21 protein-coding genes are annotated in these 22,934 nt (G+C 57.8%); 17 read left to right on the top strand and 4 right to left on the bottom strand.

Annotated features, from left to right (window positions below):
- The first annotated feature begins 129 nt into the window (after positions 1-129).
- From argE to AC3IUA_RS29295, 9 genes are all read left to right on the top strand, one after another.
- Entirely contained in the window at positions 130-1,278 is a 1,149-nt protein-coding gene (gene argE, locus AC3IUA_RS29335) for an acetylornithine deacetylase (RefSeq protein ID WP_489358269.1), read from the top strand.
- 146 nt (positions 1,279-1,424) lie between these two features.
- The gene (argA, locus tag AC3IUA_RS29330; RefSeq protein WP_489358268.1) at positions 1,425-2,723 is read left to right on the top strand and encodes an amino-acid N-acetyltransferase; all 1,299 of its coding nucleotides are present in this window, start codon (positions 1,425-1,427) and stop codon (positions 2,721-2,723) included.
- A 489-nt stretch (positions 2,724-3,212) separates the two neighbouring features.
- The gene (locus AC3IUA_RS29325; protein ID WP_489358267.1) at positions 3,213-4,562 is read left to right on the top strand and encodes an OprD family porin; all 1,350 of its coding nucleotides are present in this window, start codon (positions 3,213-3,215) and stop codon (positions 4,560-4,562) included.
- A 240-nt stretch (positions 4,563-4,802) separates the two neighbouring features.
- Entirely contained in the window at positions 4,803-5,441 is a 639-nt protein-coding gene (locus AC3IUA_RS29320; protein WP_489358266.1) for a peroxiredoxin, read from the top strand.
- Between the two features lie 285 nt (positions 5,442-5,726).
- On the top strand, positions 5,727-6,320 hold the full coding sequence (gene ssuE, locus AC3IUA_RS29315) for an NADPH-dependent FMN reductase (RefSeq protein ID WP_489358264.1): 594 nt from the start codon (positions 5,727-5,729) through the stop codon (positions 6,318-6,320).
- Between the two features lie 89 nt (positions 6,321-6,409).
- Positions 6,410-7,375 (top strand): sulfonate ABC transporter substrate-binding protein, encoded by a 966-nt coding sequence (locus AC3IUA_RS29310; protein WP_489358263.1) that lies wholly within the window; start codon positions 6,410-6,412, stop codon positions 7,373-7,375.
- 88 nt (positions 7,376-7,463) lie between these two features.
- Entirely contained in the window at positions 7,464-8,252 is a 789-nt protein-coding gene (gene ssuC, locus AC3IUA_RS29305; protein ID WP_489358262.1) for an aliphatic sulfonate ABC transporter permease SsuC, read from the top strand.
- Positions 8,249-9,058: an aliphatic sulfonates ABC transporter ATP-binding protein gene (gene ssuB / locus AC3IUA_RS29300; protein ID WP_489358261.1), complete on the top strand. Its 810-nt coding sequence runs from the start codon at positions 8,249-8,251 to the stop codon at positions 9,056-9,058. Before ssuC ends, ssuB begins: the two co-directional genes overlap by 4 nt.
- Positions 9,059-9,100: 42 nt before the next feature.
- Positions 9,101-9,316, top strand: a complete 216-nt coding sequence (locus tag AC3IUA_RS29295) for a TOBE domain-containing protein (RefSeq protein WP_489358260.1) — start codon at positions 9,101-9,103, stop codon at positions 9,314-9,316.
- A gap of 63 nt (positions 9,317-9,379) precedes the next feature.
- Here the strand turns inward: AC3IUA_RS29295 and AC3IUA_RS29290 are convergent, their stop codons facing one another.
- The 4 genes from AC3IUA_RS29290 to AC3IUA_RS29275 all read right to left on the bottom strand — a co-directional run bounded on the left by AC3IUA_RS29290 (position 9,380) and on the right by AC3IUA_RS29275 (position 13,218).
- Positions 9,380-10,150 (bottom strand): hypothetical protein, encoded by a 771-nt coding sequence (locus AC3IUA_RS29290; RefSeq protein WP_489358259.1) that lies wholly within the window; start codon positions 10,148-10,150, stop codon positions 9,380-9,382.
- Between the two features lie 8 nt (positions 10,151-10,158).
- Entirely contained in the window at positions 10,159-10,791 is a 633-nt protein-coding gene (locus AC3IUA_RS29285; RefSeq protein ID WP_489358258.1) for a TetR/AcrR family transcriptional regulator, read from the bottom strand.
- A gap of 93 nt (positions 10,792-10,884) precedes the next feature.
- The gene (locus AC3IUA_RS29280) at positions 10,885-11,628 is read right to left on the bottom strand and encodes a carbonic anhydrase (protein WP_489358257.1); all 744 of its coding nucleotides are present in this window, start codon (positions 11,626-11,628) and stop codon (positions 10,885-10,887) included.
- 213 nt (positions 11,629-11,841) lie between these two features.
- Entirely contained in the window at positions 11,842-13,218 is a 1,377-nt protein-coding gene (locus AC3IUA_RS29275; protein WP_489358256.1) for a glutamine synthetase family protein, read from the bottom strand.
- Positions 13,219-13,496: 278 nt separating this feature from the next.
- Between AC3IUA_RS29275 and AC3IUA_RS29270 the strand changes: the two genes are divergently transcribed.
- From AC3IUA_RS29270 to AC3IUA_RS29235, 8 genes are all read left to right on the top strand, one after another.
- The gene (locus AC3IUA_RS29270) at positions 13,497-14,288 is read left to right on the top strand and encodes a gamma-glutamyl-gamma-aminobutyrate hydrolase family protein (RefSeq protein WP_489358255.1); all 792 of its coding nucleotides are present in this window, start codon (positions 13,497-13,499) and stop codon (positions 14,286-14,288) included.
- A 36-nt stretch (positions 14,289-14,324) separates the two neighbouring features.
- Entirely contained in the window at positions 14,325-15,683 is a 1,359-nt protein-coding gene (locus tag AC3IUA_RS29265; protein WP_489358254.1) for a glutamine synthetase family protein, read from the top strand.
- A gap of 58 nt (positions 15,684-15,741) precedes the next feature.
- Complete coding sequence (locus AC3IUA_RS29260; protein ID WP_489358253.1) at positions 15,742-17,106, top strand: aspartate aminotransferase family protein; 1,365 nt, start codon at positions 15,742-15,744, stop codon at positions 17,104-17,106.
- 170 nt (positions 17,107-17,276) lie between these two features.
- Positions 17,277-18,389: a polyamine ABC transporter substrate-binding protein gene (locus AC3IUA_RS29255; RefSeq protein WP_489358252.1), complete on the top strand. Its 1,113-nt coding sequence runs from the start codon at positions 17,277-17,279 to the stop codon at positions 18,387-18,389.
- A 186-nt stretch (positions 18,390-18,575) separates the two neighbouring features.
- Positions 18,576-19,670 carry a polyamine ABC transporter substrate-binding protein gene (locus tag AC3IUA_RS29250; RefSeq protein WP_489358251.1) on the top strand — a complete coding sequence of 365 codons (1,095 nt, stop codon included), beginning with the start codon at positions 18,576-18,578 and terminating at the stop codon, positions 19,668-19,670.
- 71 nt (positions 19,671-19,741) lie between these two features.
- The gene (locus AC3IUA_RS29245; RefSeq protein WP_489358250.1) at positions 19,742-20,884 is read left to right on the top strand and encodes an ABC transporter ATP-binding protein; all 1,143 of its coding nucleotides are present in this window, start codon (positions 19,742-19,744) and stop codon (positions 20,882-20,884) included.
- A complete protein-coding gene (locus tag AC3IUA_RS29240; RefSeq protein ID WP_489358249.1) occupies positions 20,881-21,801 on the top strand; it encodes an ABC transporter permease subunit in 921 nt (306 codons plus the stop codon). Before AC3IUA_RS29245 ends, AC3IUA_RS29240 begins: the two co-directional genes overlap by 4 nt.
- Positions 21,798-22,688: an ABC transporter permease subunit gene (locus tag AC3IUA_RS29235; protein WP_489358248.1), complete on the top strand. Its 891-nt coding sequence runs from the start codon at positions 21,798-21,800 to the stop codon at positions 22,686-22,688. The genes AC3IUA_RS29240 and AC3IUA_RS29235 overlap by 4 nt, the downstream gene beginning before the upstream one ends.
- Positions 22,689-22,934 lie beyond the last annotated feature (246 nt).

The following is a 22,934-nucleotide window of genomic DNA, read 5'->3' as shown; positions in this document are numbered from 1 at the left end:
CGGGGGAATGTGTGGCTGCCAAGGCCGTGCAGTGTACAGGACAAGCCGGCTCGACGTGCCGCGACGGTTTATTCCGAGCGCCGGATGGCTCTATGATGGAGTTCACACCAGCGAGCCCGGAGACCGCGCATGCCTTTGCCATCCATGAAAGATCAGTTCGCTGCGCTGATCGCTGCGCCGTCGGTCAGCTGTACCCAGCCGAATCTGGATCAATCCAATCGTGCAGTGATCGACCTGTTGGCGACCTGGCTCGGCGATCTGGGATTTGCCTGCGAGATCCAGCAGGTTAACCCTGGCAAGTTCAATCTGCTCGCCAGTTTCGGCACGGGCCCTGGCGGCCTGGTGTTGGCCGGACACAGTGACACGGTGCCGTTCGACGGTGCGCTGTGGCAGACCGATCCGCTGAAACTGACCGAAGTCGACGGTCGCTGGGTGGGTCTGGGCAGTTGCGACATGAAAGGCTTTTTTGCGCTGGCCATCGAAGCCGTGCTGCCGTTGCTGGACAAACCGTTCAAGCAGCCTTTGATGATTCTTGCCACCTGCGATGAAGAAAGCTCCATGGCCGGCGCCCGGGCACTGGCCGCCGCCGGCCGGCCATTGGGACGTGCCGCGGTGATTGGCGAGCCGACCGGGCTCAAGCCGATTCGGATGCACAAAGGGATAATGATGGAGCGCATCGATATTCTCGGGCAAAGCGGCCACTCATCGGACCCGCGCCTGGGCCATAGCGCGCTGGAGGCCATGCACGACGCCATGGGTGAATTGCGCGGCTTGCGTCTGGCGTGGCAGCGCGAGTATCGCAATCCGCAGTTCAGCGTGCCGCAGCCGACCCTGAATTTTGGCTGCATCCACGGTGGCGACAACCCCAACCGGATTTGCGGCCAGTGCTCGCTGGAGTTCGACCTGCGACCCCTGCCGGGCATGGACCCGAACGTCTTGCGCGCCGCGATCCGGCAGAAGCTCGAGCCGATTGCCGAGTGGCATAAGGTGAAGATTGATTACGCGCCATTGTTCCCCGAAGTGCCGCCCTTCGAGCAAGCCGAGGACTGCGAATTGGTCCGTGTCGCCGAAAGACTCACCGGTCACCTGGCCGAAGCAGTAGCGTTTGGCACCGAAGCGCCTTATCTTCAGCGCCTTGGCTGCGAGACACTGGTGCTTGGCCCGGGTGACATTGCCTGTGCGCATCAGCCGGGGGAATACCTCGAAATGTCACGCTTGCAGCCTACCGTGCATCTATTACGTCAACTGATTGAACATTATTGCCTGACACCGGCCTGACCTCCGTTAAATCGCCGATGATCAAGCCCGTATCTACAAGGAGAGCTCGCGTGTCGCCAAGCCTGTTCCGACGATAACCAACAGCCCGCTGTGCGTTTTCTGTTTCGTCCTTTTTTTGGCTGCTTTTTATTACAGGCGCTGGTTTTATGCCCGATTACGTCAATTGGCTTCGTCACGCTTCTCCGTACATCAATGCCCACCGCGATTGCACCTTTGTCGTGATGCTTCCCGGCGACGGGGTCGAGCATCCGAACTTCGGCAATATCGTCCACGACCTGGTGCTGTTGCACAGCCTGGGTGTGCGGCTGGTACTGGTGCATGGTTCGCGCCCGCAAATTGAAACCCGCCTCGCGGCCCGTGGCCTGACCCCGCATTACCATCATGGCCTGCGCATCACCGATGCGGCGACCCTGGAATGCGTCATCGACGCGGTCGGCCAGCTGCGGATTGCTATTGAAGCGCGCCTGTCGATGGATATGGCCTCATCGCCAATGCAAGGCTCGCGCCTGCGGGTGGCCGGCGGCAATCTGGTGACTGCACGGCCGATCGGCGTGCTGGAAGGCGTCGACTATCACCACACCGGCGAGGTCCGTCGAGTCGACCGCAAGGGCATCAACCGTCTGTTGGACGAGCGTTCGATCGTGCTGCTGTCGCCGTTGGGTTACTCGCCGACCGGGGAAATCTTCAACCTGGCCTGCGAAGACGTCGCGACCCGCGCCGCCATCGACCTGGAGGCGGACAAGCTGCTGCTGTTCGGCGCCGATCTGGGCCTGATCGACGAAAACGGCAAACTGGTGCGCGAACTGCGCCCGCAACAGGTTCCCGCGCATTTGCAGCGCCTGGGTAGCAACTATCAGGCGGAATTGCTTGATGCCGCTGCCGAGGCCTGTCGAGGTGGTGTAGGCCGCAGTCATATTGTCAGCTATGTGGAAGATGGTGCATTGCTCACCGAACTCTTCACTCGCGACGGTGGCGGTACCCTGGTCGCACAGGAGCAATTCGAACTGGTGCGTGAAGCGGCCATTGAAGACGTCGGCGGATTGCTGGATTTGATCAGCCCGCTGGAAGAACAGGGCATTTTGGTTCGCCGTTCCCGCGAAGTGCTGGAGCGTGAGATCGAGCAGTTCAGCGTGGTCGAGCGCGAAGGGATGATCATTGCCTGCGCGGCGCTGTATCAGATTGCCGATTCGGATGCCGGAGAGCTGGCTTGCCTGGCGGTCAACCCGGAATACCGGCATGGCGGTCGTGGTGATGAATTACTGGAACGGATCGAAACCCGCGCCCGGGCGCAGGGCTTGAAAACCTTGTTCGTACTCACCACGCGAACCGCGCACTGGTTCCGCGAGCGCGGCTTCGTGCCGAGCAGCGTTGACCGCCTGCCATCGGCCCGGGCGTCGCTGTACAACTACCAGCGTAATTCGAAAATCTTCGAAAAGACGCTTTGACCGCTGATTATTGATTAACGACAAATTGCTCATTCACATACGGCGATAACCTGAAAGCACGGCCCGCGATTTTCCTCGATTGCTTGAGGAATCTGGCGGTTTACCGAGGGTTTTCGCCGTTTACGTTTGGTCGGTTGATCTTTTCTTGCCCGCGAATCAGCAATACATAAAAGCTAAATGATCTAAAAATAATCTCGTAAATACCATTTAGAAATTAGCGAGTCTGCCGACACCTTGTGTCCGGTTGGTTTGAGCGAGTCATGTCTTATTCCTAAAAAGAATGAAAAACTACGAAACAATTCTTTTTGGATTTATGAAAAACTCATTACCCTGCACGAATGCATAACGCGGTTAGACCATGGTCGTAGACACACTTGGTTACGATTGACTTCGCAGCCACCGTCTGGCGCTAATCGCGCACCTACGGATCCCGGGCGTTCGACTCAGGACCTAAGTACAGAAGAATTAGAAAACGAGAGGAGCGAAACAATGAACAAGTCCACGTTGGCCCTGGCTGTGGCCGTGGGGGTTTTGGCACAGCAAGCAGGTGCCGCCGGTTTTGTTGAAGACAGCAAGGCCACTTTGGGGTTGCGCAACTTTTACATCAATAACGACAACCGTGATTCTGGCGCTACTCAAAACAAGGCAGAAGAGTGGGGTCAAGGCTTCCAGCTCAACTTCACTTCGGGTTACACCCAAGGTACCGTCGGTTTCGGCGTTGATGCCATCGGCCTGTTGGGTATCAAGCTGGATTCCGGCGGCGGTACCAACGGCGCTTCGAACAATTCTTACGGCGGCACTGTTTTTCCAAGCAAGTCCAACGGTGAAGCAGTCGATAACTTCTCCAGCCTGGGCCTCACGGCCAAAGCCAAGGTTTCCCAGACTGAATTGAAACTCGGCACCCTGCAACCGAAGCTGCCGGTTATCGTGAGCAACGATGGTCGTCTGCTGCCGCAAACCTTCCAGGGTGGCCAACTCACCTCCAACGAGATCAAGGACCTGACCCTGGTCGGCGGTCAGATCGAGCACGCCAAAGGTCGTAACTCCAGCAGCAACGAAGAGTTGTCGATTGCTGGCGCCAACAGTCGCACAGCGGCTGGCCGTGACAGCAACAAATTTATCTATGGCGGTGGTGACTACAAGATCACCAAGGACCTGACCGCTCAGTATTACTACGGCAACCTGGAAGACTTCTACAAGCAACACTTCCTCGGCCTGGTACACAACTGGGCTATCGGCCCAGGTGTGTTGAAGTCCGACTTGCGCTACTTCCACAGCACCGATGATGGTGCCAACGGGCACGACTCGAACTACTTCACTACCGGTTACTACGGTGGCACCGTCACCAAGGGCAAGGTCGACAACGACCTGTATAGTGGCTTGTTCCTGTATAGCGTTGCCGGCCACACCTTTGGCGGCGGCTACCAGGTCAGCAACGGCGACAGCGATTTTCCTTTCCTGAACCAGGGGGACGGTGCATCGGCGTACCTGACCACCGACATGCAGATTTCCAAGTTTGCTCGCGCTGGCGAACGTACCTGGCAAGCTCGCTACACCTATGATTTCGCCAAGATTGGAGCACCGGGCTTGACCGCCGGTGTGGTTTACCTGCGTGGCGACAATATCGACAACGCGGCGAGAGTGAATGGCACGACCGTTGTAGGAAATGGCAACAGTGAGTGGGAGCGCGACATTACCCTGGCCTACGTAGTGCCAGAAGGTCCGCTGAAGAACCTCGGCGTCATGTGGAAAAACGCCATGTGGCGCAATGACGTTCCGGGCCAGCGCGACCAGGACGAAAACCGTCTGATCGTCAGCTACTCGATCCCGTTGTTGTAATACCTGCGTAAGCTCTTGCCTGGCGCAATGCCGGGCAGGGGTTGTCTTTCAAGTCAGGCTCCTACCCGCAGCTCTTTCCAGCTCCCCTCTTCGCATTACTTTATCGACTCCTGTGAGAAAGATGGGCTTCGTGCGTTTTTGTTATTCTATTTAGGTATAGATAAATCGATATTTATTCTTTTTAAATATTCCTCGGTGTAGGCAGAGTGGGCTGCACAAGCACATACCAGGAGCAATACCATGAGCCTCAGACTTGGCGACATCGCACCCGATTTTGAACAGGACTCCAGCGCCGGCAAGATTCGCTTTCATGAGTGGCTCGGCGATAGTTGGGGCGTGCTGTTTTCCCATCCGGCGGACTTCACCCCGGTGTGCACCACGGAACTCGGTTTCACCGCCAGGCTCAAGGATGAGTTCACCACGCGTGGGGTCAAGGCTATTGCCCTGTCAGTCGATTCGGTGGACTCGCACCACAAGTGGATCGAAGACATCAACGAAACCCAGAACACTATCGTCAACTTCCCGATCCTCGCCGACGCGGATCGCAAGGTTTCCGACCTCTACGACCTGATCCACCCGAATGCCAGCGACACCCTGACCGTACGTTCACTGTTCGTCATCGACCCGAACAAGAAGGTGCGCCTGACGATCACCTATCCAGCCAGCACCGGGCGCAACTTCCAGGAAATCCTGCGGGTGATCGATTCGCTGCAACTCACCGACAACTACAAAGTGGCCACGCCGGCCAACTGGCAGGACGGTGATGAGGTGGTGATCGTGCCGTCGCTCCAGGATCAGGAAGAGCTCAAGCAGCGCTTCCCCCAAGGCTATCGGGCAGTGAGGCCGTATCTGCGGTTGACGCCGCAGCCCAATCGTTAAAGTCAAAAGATCGCAGCCTGCGGCAGCTCCTACAGTATCGCGCCGTGTGCAAATCCCGTAGGAGCTGCCGCAGGCTGCGATCTTTTCAAGGTATCCCCAATGCAAGGGTTTCAGGCCGTTTCGACGGCCTTTTTTTATGGCCGGAGAAATAATTTCCGCTTATTCATTTAAAGAATAAACAAATGAATAAATAAGATTTATGGATATATAAATCAACTGGTATGGTCTGTTCATCCCAGCGAGATCGCAGACAGCGAATCGCCAACAACCCAAGGAATTATCTGCATGCTGGTCGTCTCACTTGGTGGAAGTCCCAGTCAGCGCTCCCGTTCCGGGGTGCTGCTCGAGTACTCCAGGCATTGGTTGCAGCAGCAGGGCGTGGAGGTGGTGAGTTATCAGGTACGGGACTTCCCGGCCGAGGATTTGCTCCATGCTCGCTTCGACAGCCCGAAGGTGATCGATCTGCTGCAACAGATTGAAAATGCCGATGGTCTGTTGATCGCCACTCCAGTCTACAAAGCGTCGTTCTCCGGCGCACTGAAGACCGTGCTCGACCTGTTGCCGGAACGCGCGCTGAGCCACAAGGTGGTGCTGCCCATGGCCACTGGCGGCAGCATCGCTCACATGTTGGCGGTGGATTACGCGCTCAAACCGGTGCTTTCGGCGCTCAAGGCTCAGGAAATGCTCCATGGGATTTTTGCCGAAGACAGTCAGATCGCCTACGGCGAAGGCAGTGCCCAGGCACAGCTGGTGCCGATCCTCGAACGACGCTTGAATGAGGCGCTGGAGCAGTTTTACAGCGCCATGGCGCGGCGGCCAGGACCGATTGATCCGAACCTGTTGAACGAACGTTTGTTGAGTGCTCGCTGGAGCATTTAAGCCTTACCGAATCTGGAAGTACTCACCTTACTCAGCCGCTAACGGCCAAGCAGGTGCAGCCAAAAACCCAACAGCAAAAGGAGAGCGCTATGCGCACTGTCATTTTGCGTCGTGGTCTGGTCGCTCTGTTTGCTGCGGCTGTGTCCCTCGGCGTTGTTACTCAAGCCCAAGCCGAAAGCTTGCGCATCGGTTATCAGAAATACGGCACCCTGGTGCTGCTCAAGGCCAAGGGCTCGCTGGAAAAACGCCTGGCAGAGCAGGGCATTCAAGTGCAATGGACTGAATTCCCGGGCGGCCCACAGCTGCTCGAAGGGCTGAACGTCGGTTCCATCGACTTCGGCGTGACCGGTGAAACGCCGCCAGTGTTTGCTCAGGCGGCCGGCGCCGATCTGCTCTATGTGGCTTATGAGCCGCCAGCACCGACCAGCGAAGCGATCCTTGTGCCGAAAGACTCGCCAATCAAATCGGTGCAGGACCTCAAGGGCAAGAAGGTCGTCCTCAACAAAGGTTCCAACGTTCACTACCTGTTGGTTCGCGCCCTGGAAGACGCTGGCCTCAAATACACCGATATCCAGACGGTATTCCTGCCACCGGCCGATGCCCGCGCCGCATTCGAACGCGGCAGTGTTGATGCCTGGGTGATCTGGGACCCGTACCAGGCGGCGGCCGAACAGCAATTGCAAGCACGCACCCTGCGTGACGGCAGCGGCATCGTCGACAACCATCAGTTCTACCTGGCAACCAGGCCTTACGCCGAAAAACATCCGCAAGTGATCAAGACACTGGTGGAAGAAGTGCGTGCTGTCGGCGAATGGTCCAAGGCCAATCCTGAAGACGTGACCGGACTGGTTTCGCCACTGCTCGGCCTGCCTGCGGATATCACCCTGACTGCGGTGAAACGCCAGGGCTATGGCGCGCTGTTCCTCACTCCAGAAGTGGTCGCCGCTCAGCAGAAAATCGCCGACAGCTTTTACCAACTCAAGCTGATCCCGAAACCGCTGAGCATCAAAGATGTGATCTGGACGCCGCCTGCGACCGTTGCCAAAGCGCCGTAATTCGAACTCCCAAGGAAACAACGCCATGAGTATTTTCTGGCCCCTGGCCATCCTCCCCGACACTGCGTCCTGGAACTGAGGCACGGCCATGAAGAACAAAGCAGTTATCCAAAGCCTCGCGCCTTGGGCTTTGCCGGTGTTTTTGCTGGCAGTGTGGCAGTTGTCGGTGTCCGCGGGCTGGTTGTCGACGCGGATTCTGCCGGCGCCGAGCGCGGTAATCGAAGCCGGTATCAGCCTGGTTCGCAGCGGTGAAATCTGGACCCACCTGGCAATCAGCGGTTGGCGCGCGGCAACCGGTTTCTTGATCGGCGGCAGTATCGGTCTGATCCTGGGCTTTATCACCGGTCTGTCGAAATGGGGCGAACGCCTGCTCGACAGTTCGGTGCAGATGATCCGCAACGTGCCGCATCTGGCGCTGATTCCGCTGGTGATTCTTTGGTTTGGCATCGATGAGTCAGCGAAGATTTTCCTGGTGGCCCTGGGCACCTTGTTCCCGATCTACCTCAACACCTATCACGGCATCCGCAACGTCGACCCGGCGCTGGTGGAAATGGCCCGCAGTTATGGTTTGTCCGGTTTTGGCCTGTTTCGTCAGGTAATTTTGCCGGGAGCGTTGCCTTCGATTCTGGTGGGTGTGCGTTTCGCGCTGGGCTTTATGTGGCTGACCTTGATCGTCGCCGAAACCATTTCCGCCAGCTCCGGTATTGGCTACCTGGCGATGAATGCCCGGGAGTTCTTGCAGACTGACGTGGTGGTGCTGGCGATCCTGTTGTACGCGGTGCTCGGCAAATTGGCCGACCTCGCAGCTCGCGGCCTGGAGCGAGTCTGGTTGCGCTGGCATCCGGCTTATCAGGTTGCCAAGGGAGGTGTTGCATGACGGCTCAACAACAACCGCCTCGTCTGTTGCACGGGATTCCGCTGGCGGTGCGCAAGCTGCAAAAGACCTTCGGCTCGCGGCAGGTGCTGCGCGAGATCGATCTGCATATTCCAGCCGGTCAGTTCGTCGCCGTGGTCGGTCGCAGTGGCTGCGGCAAAAGCACTCTGCTGCGCTTGCTCGCCGGTCTCGACGAGCCTACCGGCGGTGAGCTGCTTGCAGGTTCGGCAGCGCTGAGTGAGGCGATCGAAGACACCCGCCTGATGTTCCAGGAGGCGCGGTTGCTGCCTTGGAAAAAAGTCATCGACAACGTGGGTCTCGGACTCAAGGGCAACTGGCGGGCAAAAGCCCTGGAGGCACTGGAAGCGGTCGGCCTGGCGGATCGCGCCAATGAATGGCCGGCAGCCCTGTCCGGCGGGCAGAAGCAACGTGTTGCGCTGGCCCGTGCGTTGATTCATCAACCTCGGTTGCTGTTGCTCGATGAGCCGCTGGGCGCCCTGGATGCCCTGACCCGAATCGAGATGCAGCAACTGATTGAACGCCTTTGGCAGAAGCACGGATTCACCGTGCTGCTGGTGACCCACGACGTTAGTGAAGCCGTGGCGATTGCCGATCGGGTGATTCTGATCGAGGAGGGTGAAGTCGGCCTCGACCTGCAGGTGGAACTGCCGCGCCCTCGGGTTCGCGGCTCCCATCGGCTGGCGGCGCTGGAAACCGAAGTCCTTAACCGTGTGTTGTCGCTGCCCGGTTCGCCACCCGAGCCGGAACCCGTTTCACCCTTGCCCACGCAATTGCGTTGGGCCCAATAACTGCGCTGCAGAAAATCTCTTAGCCAATCAGGAATACCGCTCATGACTATTAAAGCCATCAACGTTCGCAACCAGTTCAAAGGCATTATCAAGGAAATCGTAGTCGGTGATGTTCTGTCGGAAATCGACGTGCAGACGGCTTCCGGCGTCGTCACTTCGGTGATTACCACGCGCTCGGTGAAGGAGTTGGAATTGGTGGTTGGCAGCGAGGTGATTGCCTTCGTGAAATCCACCGAGGTATCGATCGCCAAGCTGTAAGCCGTGCGCTACAGACGACCCCGAACGGCTTGAGCCCCTCGGGGTTTTTTATGTCCTGGTGTGTTAGGGATCAGGCGCGCAACGCCAGCCGCCGGCCGGGGTAAAGGTCCCGAGTGAAGACATGAGCGCTTCATCGGCGAACAGGTCTGCAGCAAACGGGTCTATTACCGAGGGCAGCAGGTATTGACCCATTCTGGCAGGCAGCGTTGAGCGCTCGATTTGCCACGGGGATTTTCCGCCGTGATGCCGACCAAAAGACAGCTCGCAGGCGAGGAGGGTGATGGGAGGTTGTTGGCCGATCTTTTCGCGCAGATGACCGCCGGGTGTCAGCGCTATGGGGCGGCTGGCGGCGAACAGGAAATAATCCCCGGCCAATAGCAGGCAGCCTTGGCGTGATGGATCATCTGGTGCTTGCAGCCATTGGCCTCGACACACCCCTAGTGAATCCGGCAAGCGCTCCCAGATTTCGTAATAGCTATTGTCCAGCGCAGTTTCGACCAGGCGTTCGCTGGTTTCAAATTGCATGCGACCGATATCTTCTTCGCCACTGACCGGTTGATAGTCCATTTTGCGATGCCACTGGCAAATGTCGGCCTCGACCCGGGTCACCCCGGCGAAGCCTTTCTGTTCGCACAGTGCCTGATGTTGAACGTGGCTGAGTGCTTCGAGTGGCAGGCCGGGCAGCGGGTTGGGCGGGATGCGCAGATCGGCGAACAGTCGTGGGGTCTGCAGCCAATACACCGCGGTTTCGCTGTCCGAATGTCCCGAGCGGTGCTGGATCAGGCGCCGCTTCCAGACGCCAAGATAACTCTGCGCAACCTGATGCATGGTCATGCCCTGTGTCATGCGCCGCGTTTGGGCAGATAAGGCGGCAGATACAGCCCCAGATAGGCATCGAATACCCGCATACCTTCCTCGGCCATGCGCGGGGTGATTTGCCCGTGCTGTTGCACCGAACGGGCGTAAACGCGATCGCCCAGTTCCATGGCCAGGGCGAAGACATCGACATCATCGGGCAGCACCGGCAGCTGGAAATGTTGATCGAACAGTTTGTGCATCAAGTCGCCCAATTCGATGTCGTGCTGGCGGTCAGCCTGGGTGACTTCGGTCAGGCCGTGCTGCGCCAGGATCAATTGGCGGGCGGCGGCGTCTTCGCTGTAGATGCTCAGCATGCGCTGCTCCACCAGTCGTGACAGGTCGCGCCAGCCGCTGAGCGAGGCGGGCTCGATAGGTGCTTGCAGGCAGGCGCGAAAGGCCGCGTGGACATCGGCGGTCAGGGCTTCGAGCAGGGCCGGGACGCTGGCAAAGAAGTGGTAGACGGAGGAGGGCGGGATCTCCGCGCGTTCCGCGACGCTGTAGATCGACAGGCTGGCCACGCCCTCGGCAGCCAGCAGCGTGCGCGCGGCATCGAGTATCGAATCGATCCTGGCCTGGCTGCGTGCGCGGGGTTTGCGGATGGTGGCGGGGCGCGTCATTGAAGTCTCCTGCAGGGCAGCGGGCATTGTACGAGTCGGGCTCGATGTTGTCTGTATAGCGCCGCTGCCCCCCTGGAGCATACCCGCGATGGGTTAGCCGCCCACTTGTATGGTCCGACCGTTCAAGGGTTGAACGGGGCGCGCATTCATTGGGTACAGCGCCTGGAACGCATTCAACTGATTTCGGGACAAGGCAACCGGAGTCGTCAGGACATGCCAGCGCACATTTTCGCTGCAAGGCGGAGTCGTCAAGGAGCCCATGTAGGCATAGTAATCACGTTTTGTGGGTAGTAAGTCTGCGATGCTCTGATTGTCCAAGGCTTTTGTTGCGCCCACTACGTCAGGCATTGCTGCAAGGATGGGCGCCAAAGCCGGGTTATGGGCTCCTTCCTCGAAAAGGATGGCAACGACGGCTAGATCGCCTGAATGATTACGGTGAACCAGGTGCGCGACCATAGGGTAGGCACGACCTTGTATTTTTTCTTCACTGGGGCTGTGGAAGTGGAACTGTATTAATGAGTAGTTTCCGGAGGCCAGTGTGATCCCGCCCGCGTTCGAGGGCGTGACCTGAACGGTGTGTCCATTGTTCAAGACCTCTATCGGACTGGACCGATAATCAAAAGCCAGCGGGGCCAGATCTGCTTTGGCAGCATCGCGAATATCAATGGGCGATTGCACTTTTCCGAGCGTGCAGAGTTTGTAATCGGGCTTTAACTCGCCCCAACTATCCGGGTTGGTGTAGCTCCAATGGGGATGCTGTTGGGTCTGAGCCCACGCGGCAGAGCATAAACTGACCCCGATAAGAGAAAAGGCAGCGCCAAGGATGTGTGTTTTCATGACTGATATTCTCAAAGTGACGTAATGGCAGGCTGCCGGATGATTACTTCCGGGCATCATCCAGTCGGCAAGTCCGGTGGCCTGCATATTGAGTTTGAATCAATTGTTTTTTATGTAGGGTTAATCCTGATGTCTTGAAGAAATAACCCTACGATTCAGCCGCAAAAAAACGCCGCAGGCTTTGGCCGGCGGCGTTGTTTTTACTGCAACCGCTTACACGGTATGCAGGTACCAGTTGTACTCGAGGTCGGAGATGGAGTGTTCGAACTCCTCCAGCTCGCTTTCCTTGCAGGCGACGAAGATATCGATGTATTTCGGGTCGATATACTTGGCCATGACTTCGCTGTCGTCCAGCTCGCGCAGGGCATCACGCAGGTTGTTCGGCAGGCTCTGCTCGTTTTGCTCGTAGCTGTTGCCTTCCACCGGTGCGCCCGGCTCGATCTTGTTGACCAGACCGTGGTGCACACCTGCCAGGACCGAAGCCATCAGCAGGTACGGGTTGGCGTCGGCGCCGGCAACGCGGTGCTCCAGGCGGACCGCATCGGCCGAGCCGGTTGGTACGCGCAGGGCAACCGTACGGTTATCCAGGCCCCAGCACGGCGAATTCGGCACGTAGAACTGTGCGCCGAAACGACGGTAGGAGTTGACGTTCGGGCAGAGGAAGGCCATCTGCGCCGGTAGGGTCTCGAGCACACCGCCGATCGCGTGACGCAGTGCGGCGTTCTGCTCGGGATCCTCACTGGCAAAGATGTTCTTGCCTTCTTTATCAAGGATCGAGATGTGTACGTGCAGACCATTACCTGCCTGGCCCGGGTAAGGCTTGGCCATGAAGGTGGTGTCCATCTCATGGTCGTAGGCGATGTTTTTGATCAGACGCTTGAGCAGTACCGCGTAATCGCAGGCTTTGATCGCGTCGGCAACGTGGTGCAGGTTGACTTCGAACTGCGCCGGAGCACTTTCCTTGACGATGGCGTCGGCCGGGATGCCTTGCTCTTTCGCGCCTTCCAGAATGTCCTGGAGGCAGTCGACGTATTCGTCGAGGTCGTCGATCAGGTAGACCTGGGTCGAATGCGGACGTTTGCCAGAGATCGGCGAGCGTGGAGGTTGTGGCCGGCCATTCACGTTCTCCTGGTCGATCAGGTAGAACTCCAGTTCGAATGCGGCGCAGATGGTCAGACCCATGTCGTCAAATTTGGTAACAACTTGACGCAGGACTTCGCGCGGATCGGCGAAGAAAGGTTCACCTTCGATTTCGTGCATGGTCATTAACAGTTGCGCGGTCGGGCGCTTCTGCCAGGGTTCATTGCACAGGGTGTCAGGGATTGGATAGCAGATTCGGTCAGCATCACCGATGTCCAGGCCCAGCCCGGTGCTTTCCACCGTCGAACCGTTGATATCCAGAGCAAATAGAGAGGCCGGCAGGTTGATGCCTTTCTCGTAAACCTTGTGGAGACTGGTGCGCTCGATGCGCTTGCCGCGCACCACACCATTCATATCCGCAATCAGAAGGTCAACGTACAGAACCTCAGGATGTTCCTTAAGGAACGCGTTCGCTTCGTTAAGCTGAACGGCACGCGGGGGTACCGACATGATGCAACACCTTTGTTGTTAAAAATATCAATCATTGAGCTCTTGAGATTCCAGTCAACCCGAACGGCATGCCGAAGTCAAGCGAGGCCTTTTTTGCCCTGAAAAAGCGCCGCGAGGGCATTTTTGGGGCAATTTAAGGCGGTTTTATACATTCCGGGTCTTTAGTGTCCGCAGGTTTGAGCAGGCCGTGTTGTATTTTTTACGGGGGTGTTGTGTAAAAAAATGAACAAGGCTAAGCTCGATTCAAACCCATAACAGCAATAATACCGGGGTGCTTCATGTCTCGCCTGCCGTTAATCGGCGTCACCGCCTGCTCCAGGCAGATCGGTTTGCATGCTTATCACATCAGTGGTGATAAGTATGTCCGCGCCGTGGCCTCAGCTGCCAAGGGCCTGCCGGTGATTCTCCCATCCCTGGCTGATCTGCTGGACCCGTCCGATATTCTGGACGGTCTGGATGGCATTCTCTTTACCGGCTCTCCTTCCAATATAGAACCGTTTCACTATAGCGGCCCAGCCAGCGCGCCGGGCACTGCTCATGATTCTGCACGCGATGCCACCACTCTCCCGTTGATCCGCGCCGCTGTCGAGGCCGGTATTCCCGTGCTCGGTATTTGCCGCGGCTTCCAGGAAATGAATGTGGCGTTCGGCGGCAGCCTGCATCAAAAAGTTCACGAGGCCGGTCCATTCATGGATCACCGTGAAGACGATAGCCTACCGCTGGAAGGGCAGTATGCGCCAAGTCACCCGGTGCATATTCAACCGGGTGGTGTGCTCGCAGGTCTGGGCCTGGCGAGTGAGATTCAAGTCAATTCGATTCATGGCCAGGGTGTTGAACGTCTGGCGCCGGGCCTTCGTGTCGAGGCTCTGGCTCCTGACGGGTTGATCGAGGCCATCTCTGTAGGTGGAGAGCCAGTCAACGGAGGCAGGGGTTTTGCCCTGGGGGTTCAATGGCATCCCGAATGGCAGGTAAGCTCAAACCCCGACTACCTTGCGATCTTCCAGGCATTTGGCGATGCCTGCCGCGAGCGCGCATTACAACGCGACGCCGATGCGTCAAACAACGCCTGACTTATAAGAGTCAGGAAACTCAGTCCAGAGGCATTTATGAGTAACAACCTCGACCAGCTCACCGATTGGTTGAAAGACCATAAGATCACAGAAGTCGAATGCATGATTGGCGACCTTACCGGGATTACTCGCGGCAAGATCTCGCCGACCAACAAGTTCATCGCCGAGAAAGGCATGCGCCTGCCCGAGAGTGTGCTGTTGCAAACAGTGACGGGCGACTATGTCGAAGACGACATCTATTACGAGCTCCTCGATCCGGCAGACATCGACATGATCTGCCGTCCCGATCAGAACGCGGTATTTCTTGTGCCCTGGGCCATCGAGCCTACGGCCCAGGTGATTCACGACACCTACGACAAGCAGGGCAACCCGATCGAGCTGTCGCCGCGCAACGTGCTCAAGAAGGTTCTGAAACTCTATGCCGATAGAGGCTGGCAGCCGATCGTGGCGCCAGAAATGGAGTTCTACCTGACCAAGCGTTGCGAAGACCCGGACTTCCCGTTGCAGCCGCCGATCGGCCGTTCCGGTCGCCCGGAAACCGGTCGGCAGTCCTTCTCTATAGAAGCGGCCAACGAATTCGACCCGTTGTTCGAAGATGTCTACGACTGGTGCGAACTGCAGGAACTGGATCTCGACACGCTGATCCACGAAGACGGCACCGCGCAGATGGAAATCAACTTCCGTCACGGTGATGCCCTGTCGCTGGCCGATCAGATTCTGGTGTTCAAACGGACCATGCGCGAAGCGGCGCTCAAGCACAACGTTGCCGCGACGTTCATGGCCAAGCCGATGACCGGTGAGCCGGGCAGTGCCATGCACTTGCATCAGAGCATCATCGACATCGAGACCGGCAAGAACGTCTTCTCCAATGAAGACGGGACCATGAGCCAACTGTTCCTGCACCACATCGGCGGCTTGCAGAAATTCATTCCCGAGTTGTTGCCGCTGTTTGCCCCGAACGTCAACTCGTTCCGCCGCTTCCTGCCGGACACCTCGGCACCGGTGAACGTGGAGTGGGGCGAAGAGAACCGTACCGTCGGCCTGCGCGTGCCGGATGCCGGTCCGCAAAACCGCCGGGTGGAAAACCGCCTGCCGGGTGCCGATGCCAACCCTTACCTGGCCATCGCCGCGAGCCTGCTCTGCGGTTACATCGGCATGGTCGAGGCGATCGATCCGAGCGCACCGGTGGTCGGGCGTGGTTACGAACGACGCAATCTGCGTCTGCCATTGACCATCGAAGATGCACTGGAACGCATGGAGCACAGCGCCACCATCGAGAAGTACCTGGGCAAGAAATTCATTACTGGCTACGTCGCGGTCAAGCGGGCCGAGCATGAAAACTTCAAGCGCGTGATCAGTTCGTGGGAGCGGGAATTCCTGCTATTCGCCGTCTGATGCGCCGGGTGCCGCCGTTCCTGGCGGCGCCCTCTACTGGAATCTTAGGAGAATTCGTATGACCAGCAACAACCCGCAAACCCGTGAATGGCAAATCCTGAGCAATGATCACCACCTGGCCCCTTTCAGCGACTTCAAGCAGCTGAAAGAGAAAGGTCCGCGGATCATCACCAACGCCAAAGGCGTGTACCTCTGGGACAGTGAAGGTAACAAGATCCTCGACGGCATGGCCGGCCTCTGGTGCGTGGCCATCGGTTACGGTCGTGATGAGCTGGCCGATGCCGCCAGTAAACAGATGCGTGAACTGCCTTATTACAACCTGTTCTTCCAGACCGCTCACCCGCCGGTGCTGGAACTGGCCAAGGCCATTGCCGACATCGCACCGCAAGGCATGAACCACGTGTTCTTTACCGGGTCGGGCTCCGAAGGCAACGACACCATGCTGCGTATGGTTCGTCACTATTGGGCGATCAAGGGCCAGCCGAACAAGAAAGTCATCATCAGCCGCATCAACGGCTACCACGGCTCGACCGTGGCCGGTGCGAGCCTGGGCGGCATGACCTACATGCACGAACAGGGCGACTTGCCGATCCCGGGCATCGTGCACATCCCGCAGCCGTACTGGTTCGGTGAAGGCGGCGACATGAGTCCGGAAGAATTCGGTATCTGGGCGGCCGACCAGCTGGAGAAAAAGATTCTCGAAATCGGCGTCGACCATGTCGGTGCCTTTATTGCCGAGCCGATCCAGGGTGCGGGTGGGGTGATCGTGCCGCCAGAAAGCTACTGGCCGCGCATCAAGGAAATCCTCGCCAAGTACGACATTCTATTTGTCGCCGATGAGGTGATTTGTGGTTTCGGCCGTACCGGTGAGTGGTTCGGTACCGATTTCTACGACCTCAAGCCGGACATGATGACCATTGCCAAGGGCCTGACCTCCGGTTACATCCCTATGGGTGGCCTGATTGTGCGCGACGAAGTGGTCGAGGTGCTCAATGAGGGGGGCGATTTCAACCACGGTTTCACTTACTCCGGGCACCCGGTAGCGGCTGCGGTCGCACTGGAAAACATCCGCATCCTGCGCGAAGAGAAAATTGTCGAGCGCGTTCGTGCAGAAACGGCACCCTATTTGCAAAAGCGTCTACGGGAACTGAACGATCACCCGTTGGTGGGTGAAGTGCGTGGAGTCGGTCTGTTGGGTGCCATCGAGTTGGTTCAGGACAAGGCCACCCGTGCGCGGTATGTCGGGAAGGGCGTCGGCATGATCTGCCGACAATTCTGCTTCGACAACGGCCTGATCATGCGCGCCGTGGGCGACACCATGATCATTGCTCCGCCACTGGTGATCAGTCATGCCGAGATCGACGAGCTGGTGACCAAGGCCCGCAAGTGTCTGGACCTGACCTTGAGTGCATTGCAAGGCTAAGTGCTAGGCTCTGAGCGAGGGTGTGAGATTGCACTTTCGCTCAGAGCAAACAAAGGATGGGTCTTTCCTTGAAAGCCTGCCTTGGATCTTGCCAGACTACCCATTGTTCTAGTTGCCCGGGAATCGGCCGCTGAGCAAGTGGTTAAAAAAGAATAATTGGAGCATGACGCATGAAGGCATTAGGTTTAAAGATCGCCGGTAAGACCCTCCTCGCCTTGTCGCTGATGGGGGTGATGGCCGGGACCGCCCAGGCGGATGACAAAGTACTGCGCGTATACAACTGGTCCGATTACATCGCGCCGGACACCGTCAAGAAGTTCGAAACCGAGTCGGGGATCAAGGTCGTCTACGACGTTTTCGACAGTAACGAGACCCTTGAAGCCAAGTTGCTGGCCGGCAAGTCCGGTTACGACATCGTCGTACCGTCGAACAACTTCCTGGCCAAACAGATTAAAGCCGGGGTTTACCAGAAGCTGGACAAGTCCAAGCTGCCTAACTGGAAAAACCTCAACCAGGACTTGCTCAAAGCGGTATCGGTGAGCGATCCGGGCAACGAACACGCTTTCCCTTACATGTGGGGCTCGATCGGTATCGGCTTTAACGCCGACAAGGTCAAGGCTGCACTGGGCGCCGATGCACCAACCAACTCCTGGGATCTGCTGTTCAAACCTGAAAACGCCGCCAAGTTGAAGTCGTGCGGTATCAGTTTCCTTGATTCGCCAACCGAGATGATTCCGGTGGCGTTGCACTACCTGGGCTATCCAACCGACAGTCAGGACAAGAAACAACTGGCTGAAGCCGAAGCACTGTTCCTGAAAATCCGTCCTTCGGTGGGCTACTTCCACTCGTCCAAGTACATCTCCGACCTGGCAAACGGCAACATCTGCGTAGCCGTGGGTTACTCGGGCGACATCTACCAGGCCAAGGCTCGTGCAGAAGAAGCCGGTGGCAAAATCAAGGTCAGCTACAACATTCCGAAAGAAGGTGCCGGCAGCTTCTTCGACATGGTCGCTATCCCCAAGGATGCGGAAAACGTCGAGGGCGCCTACAAGTTCATGACCTTCCTGATGAAGCCGGAAATCATGGCTGAGATCACCAACGCCGTGCGTTTCCCGAACGGTAACGCGGCTGCCACCGCATTGGTCGATAAAGAAATCACCAGCGATCCGGGCATCTATCCACCAGCAGAAGTCATGGCCAATCTGTATGCCATCGCCGATTTGCCGGCCGCTACCCAGCGGATCCTGACCCGCAGCTGGACCAAGATCAAATCGGGCAAATAAGCCGGTTTGAAGTAATACCTGTAGCCGCCGCCTCGCGCGCGGCGGCTGCAGAAACAATTAAATGACAGAAAGTTTTGCTGGAACGGTTTATCGAGGGTAAGTTGCGCGCCGGTTTTGTTGCCAGGCAGCCATGGCTGTCAAGTAACGCGGGCACAACTGCGGCCCAACTATTTAGAGGACCTCCACTTGCCTATTTCTTTGTTTCGCAACGCTATGCTGATCGGTGCTGGCCTGACTTTGGCAGTCGGTGTCCACGCGGCACCCACCGTGCATATTTATAATTGGTCGGATTACATCGGTGAGAGCACCCTGGCCGATTTCGAAAAAGCCACTGGCATCAAACCGGTGTATGACGTGTTCGATTCCAACGAAACCCTGGAAGGCAAGTTGCTGGCCGGGCGTACCGGTTATGACGTGGTCGTGCCGTCCAACCACTTTCTGGGTAAACAGATCAAGGCCGGGGCGTTCCAGAAGCTCGACAAGTCGAAGTTGCCGAACTATTCGAACCTCGACCCGGCGTTGCTCAAGCGCCTGGAGAAGAACGATCCGGGCAACCAGTACGCGGTGCCTTATCTGTGGGGCACCAACGGCATCGGCTACAACGTCGAGAAGGTCAAGGCGGTACTGGGTGTCGACAAGATCGATTCCTGGGCCATGCTCTTCGAGCCCGAGAACATCAAGAAGCTTTCCAGCTGCGGCGTCTCGTTCCTCGACTCCGCCGATGAAATGCTGCCGGCGGTGCTGAACTACATGGGGCTGAACCCTAACAGCGAGAATCAGGACGACTACAAAAAGGCCGAAGCCAAGCTGATGGCGGTGCGGCCTTACGTGACCTACTTCCACTCATCCAAATATATCTCGGACCTGGCCAATGGTGATATCTGCGTCGCCGCCGGTTTCTCCGGCGATATCTTCCAGGCCAAGGCGCGTGCGGTCGAGGCTGGCAAGGGCGTAGACATTGCCTATGTGATTCCCAAAGAAGGCGGCAACCTCTGGTTCGACATGCTGGCGATTCCCAAGGACGCCACCAACGTCAAGGAGGCCCATGCATTCATCAACTATTTGCTGAAACCTGAAGTGATTGCTCAGGTCAGTGATTATGTCGGCTACGCCAATCCCAACCTCGGGTCGGACAAGCTGATGGAACAGTCGATACGCAATGACGAAGCGGTTTATCCACCGCAATCTGTCCTCGACAAGACCTACGTGTCTACCGAGTTACCGCCGAAGGTGATGCGTTTGATGACCCGCAGCTGGACCAAGGTCAAGTCGGGCAAGTAGCTTCAAAGGCTCAAACTATCCAAGGTTCGCTTGCATTGGGCGAACTGCAAATTTTGTTGGGAGTTTCGTAAATGGCAGTTGCCTCCGGCGCCTATAAGAAAGCCCTCGAGGGCGACCAGACACCTAAACAGGTGCTGGTCAAAATCGACCGGGTCACGAAGAAGTTCGACGAGACGATTGCCGTGGACGATGTGTCCCTGGAAATCAAGAAAGGCGAGATTTTCGCTTTGCTCGGCGGCTCGGGATCGGGCAAATCCACCTTGCTGCGGATGCTCGCAGGTTTCGAACGGCCCACGGAAGGACGCATTTTTCTCGATGGCGTAGACATCACGGACATGCCGCCCTACGAGCGGCCGATCAACATGATGTTCCAGTCCTACGCTTTGTTCCCGCACATGACCGTGGCGCAGAACATCGCCTTCGGCCTCAAGCAGGACAAGATTCCGTCGTCTGAAGTCGATGCTCGCGTAGCCGAGATGCTCAAGCTGGTACAGATGAGCCAGTACGCCAAACGCAAGCCGCATCAGTTGTCCGGTGGTCAGCGTCAGCGGGTGGCGCTGGCACGCTCCCTGGCCAAGCGGCCGAAGCTGTTGCTGCTCGATGAGCCGATGGGTGCGCTGGATAAAAAACTTCGTTCGCAGATGCAACTGGAGCTGGTGGAGATCATCGAGAGGGTCGGCGTGACCTGCGTGATGGTGACCCACGATCAGGAAGAGGCCATGACCATGGCCGAGCGCATCGCGATCATGCACCTGGGCTGGATCGCCCAGATCGGCAGTCCGATCGACATCTACGAAACCCCGACCAGCCGTCTGGTCTGCGAATTCATCGGTAACGTCAACATCTTCGAAGGTGAAGTGGTGGACGACGCCGAGGGGCATGCGGTCATTACCTGCAAGGACCTGGATCGCAACATTTACGTGGGCCACGGCGTCAGCACCTCGGTGCAGGACAAGTCCATCACCTACGCGATTCGTCCGGAAAAACTGCTGGTCACCTCCGAAATGCCGACCTGCGAAAACAACTGGTCGAGCGGCAAGGTGCATGACATCGCCTACCTGGGCGGGCACTCGGTGTTCTACGTCGAATTGCCGAGCGGCAAACTGGTTCAGTCCTTCGTGGCGAACGCCGAACGCCGCGGCACACGGCCGACCTGGGGCGACCAGGTCTACGTCTGGTGGGAAGATGACAGCGGCGTGGTATTACGCTCATGAAAATCCGAAAACTCAAACGTGCATTGCAACGAATAACACCCGGTGGCCGTCAATTGGTCATCGGGGTGCCGTTCCTCTGGCTGTTCCTGTTCTTCATGCTGCCGTTCTTCATCGTGTTGAAGATCAGCTTCGCTGAAGCCGACGTGGCCATTCCGCCGTACACCGAGATCTACAGCTACGTCGAGCAGAAGGTGCAGCTGCTGCTCAACCTCAGCAACTACGTGATGTTGAGCGAGGACGAGTTGTACATCGCCGCTTACCTCGGCTCGCTGAAGATGGCGTTGGTCAGCACTGTCCTTTGCCTGCTGATCGGTTATCCAATGGCCTATGCCATTGCCACCGCGCGCAAGGAAATGCAGACCGTACTGATACTGCTGATCATGATGCCGACCTGGACCGCGATCCTGATTCGCGTGTATGCGTGGATGGGCATCCTCAGCAACAACGGCTTGCTCAACGGATTCCTGATGACGATGGGCTGGATCGACGAGCCGCTGCAGATCCTCAACACCAACCTGGCGGTTTATATTGGCGTGGTTTATTCCTACCTGCCGTTCATGATCCTGCCGCTCTACGCCAACCTGGTGAAGCACGACAACAGTTTGCTGGAAGCCGCCTCGGACCTGGGTTCGAGCACCTTCAACAGCTTCTGGAAAATCACCGTTCCGCTGTCCAAGAACGGCATCATCGCCGGCTGCATGCTGGTGTTCATTCCGGTAGTGGGTGAGTTCGTGATCCCGGAACTGCTCGGCGGTCCGGAAACCCTGATGATCGGTAAAGTGCTCTGGCAAGAGTTCTTCAACAACCGTGACTGGCCGGTGGCGTCCGCCTTGGCCGTGGTGATGCTGGCGATCCTGATTGTGCCGATCATCTTGTTCAACCGCAGTCAGGCCAAAGAAATGGAGGGCAAAGAATGAAGCGCTTCAGTTTTTCAAGCCTGATGCTGGTACTCGGCCTGTTGTTCATCTACCTGCCGATGCTGATCCTGGTGATCTACTCGTTCAACGCCTCGAAACTGGTGACGGTCTGGGGCGGCTGGTCGGTGAAGTGGTATGTCGGTCTGCTGGACAATACGCAACTGATGGGCTCGGTGGTGCGCTCGCTGGAGATCGCCTGCTACACGGCGGTTGCCGCGGTGATACTGGGTACGCTGGCGGCATTCGTGCTGACCCGCATCACCCACTTCAAGGGCCGCACGCTGTTCGGTGGCCTGGTCACCGCGCCGCTGGTGATGCCTGAAGTGATCACCGGTCTGTCGCTGTTGCTGCTGTTCGTGGCCATGGCGCAGATGATCGGCTGGCCGCAGGAACGCGGCCTCATCACCATCTGGATCGCCCACACCACCTTCTGTGCGGCCTATGTGGCGGTGGTGGTCTCGGCGCGCTTGCGTGAACTGGACCTGTCCATCGAAGAGGCGGCCATGGACCTCGGTGCGCGGCCGTGGAAGGTGTTCTTCCTGATCACCATTCCGATGATCGCACCATCGCTGGGGGCGGGTGGCATGATGTCCTTCGCCCTGTCGCTGGATGACCTGGTGCTGGCGAGCTTCGTCTCGGGGCCGGGTTCGACGACCTTGCCGATGGAAGTATTCTCCGCCGTGCGTCTGGGGGTGAAACCGGAGATCAACGCCGTGGCCAGCCTGATTCTGCTGGCGGTATCGCTGATGACCTTCCTGGTCTGGTACTTCAGCCGTCGTGCCGAAGAACATCGCAAACGCGCGATCCAGCTGGCCATCGACGAAAGTGCTGCCGACTCCTGGAAACAACCGGACATACGCCGCGCCCCGGCGTCGGCTCCGGTTTAACGACCGCGGTACCAAAAAACCTCGCTCCCTGGACGAAGAGCGAGGTTTTTTTATGTGTTCGCGAACCTTTGTGGCGAGAGGACTTTGTGTGGCGAGGGGGCTTGCCCCCGCTGGAGCGCGGAGCGGTCCCAAAATCGGCTACCGCGCTTGTCCAGATAGAACTCCATCGCCCGTTTTACGACCGCTGCGCGGCCGAACGGGAGCAAGCTCCCTCGCCACAGGGGACTGTGTTCGCGCTTGATTTAC

It is taken from the genome of Pseudomonas sp. KH_050, from assembly GCF_057838875.1.
This window is presented reverse-complemented; position numbering and strand designations above follow the sequence as displayed.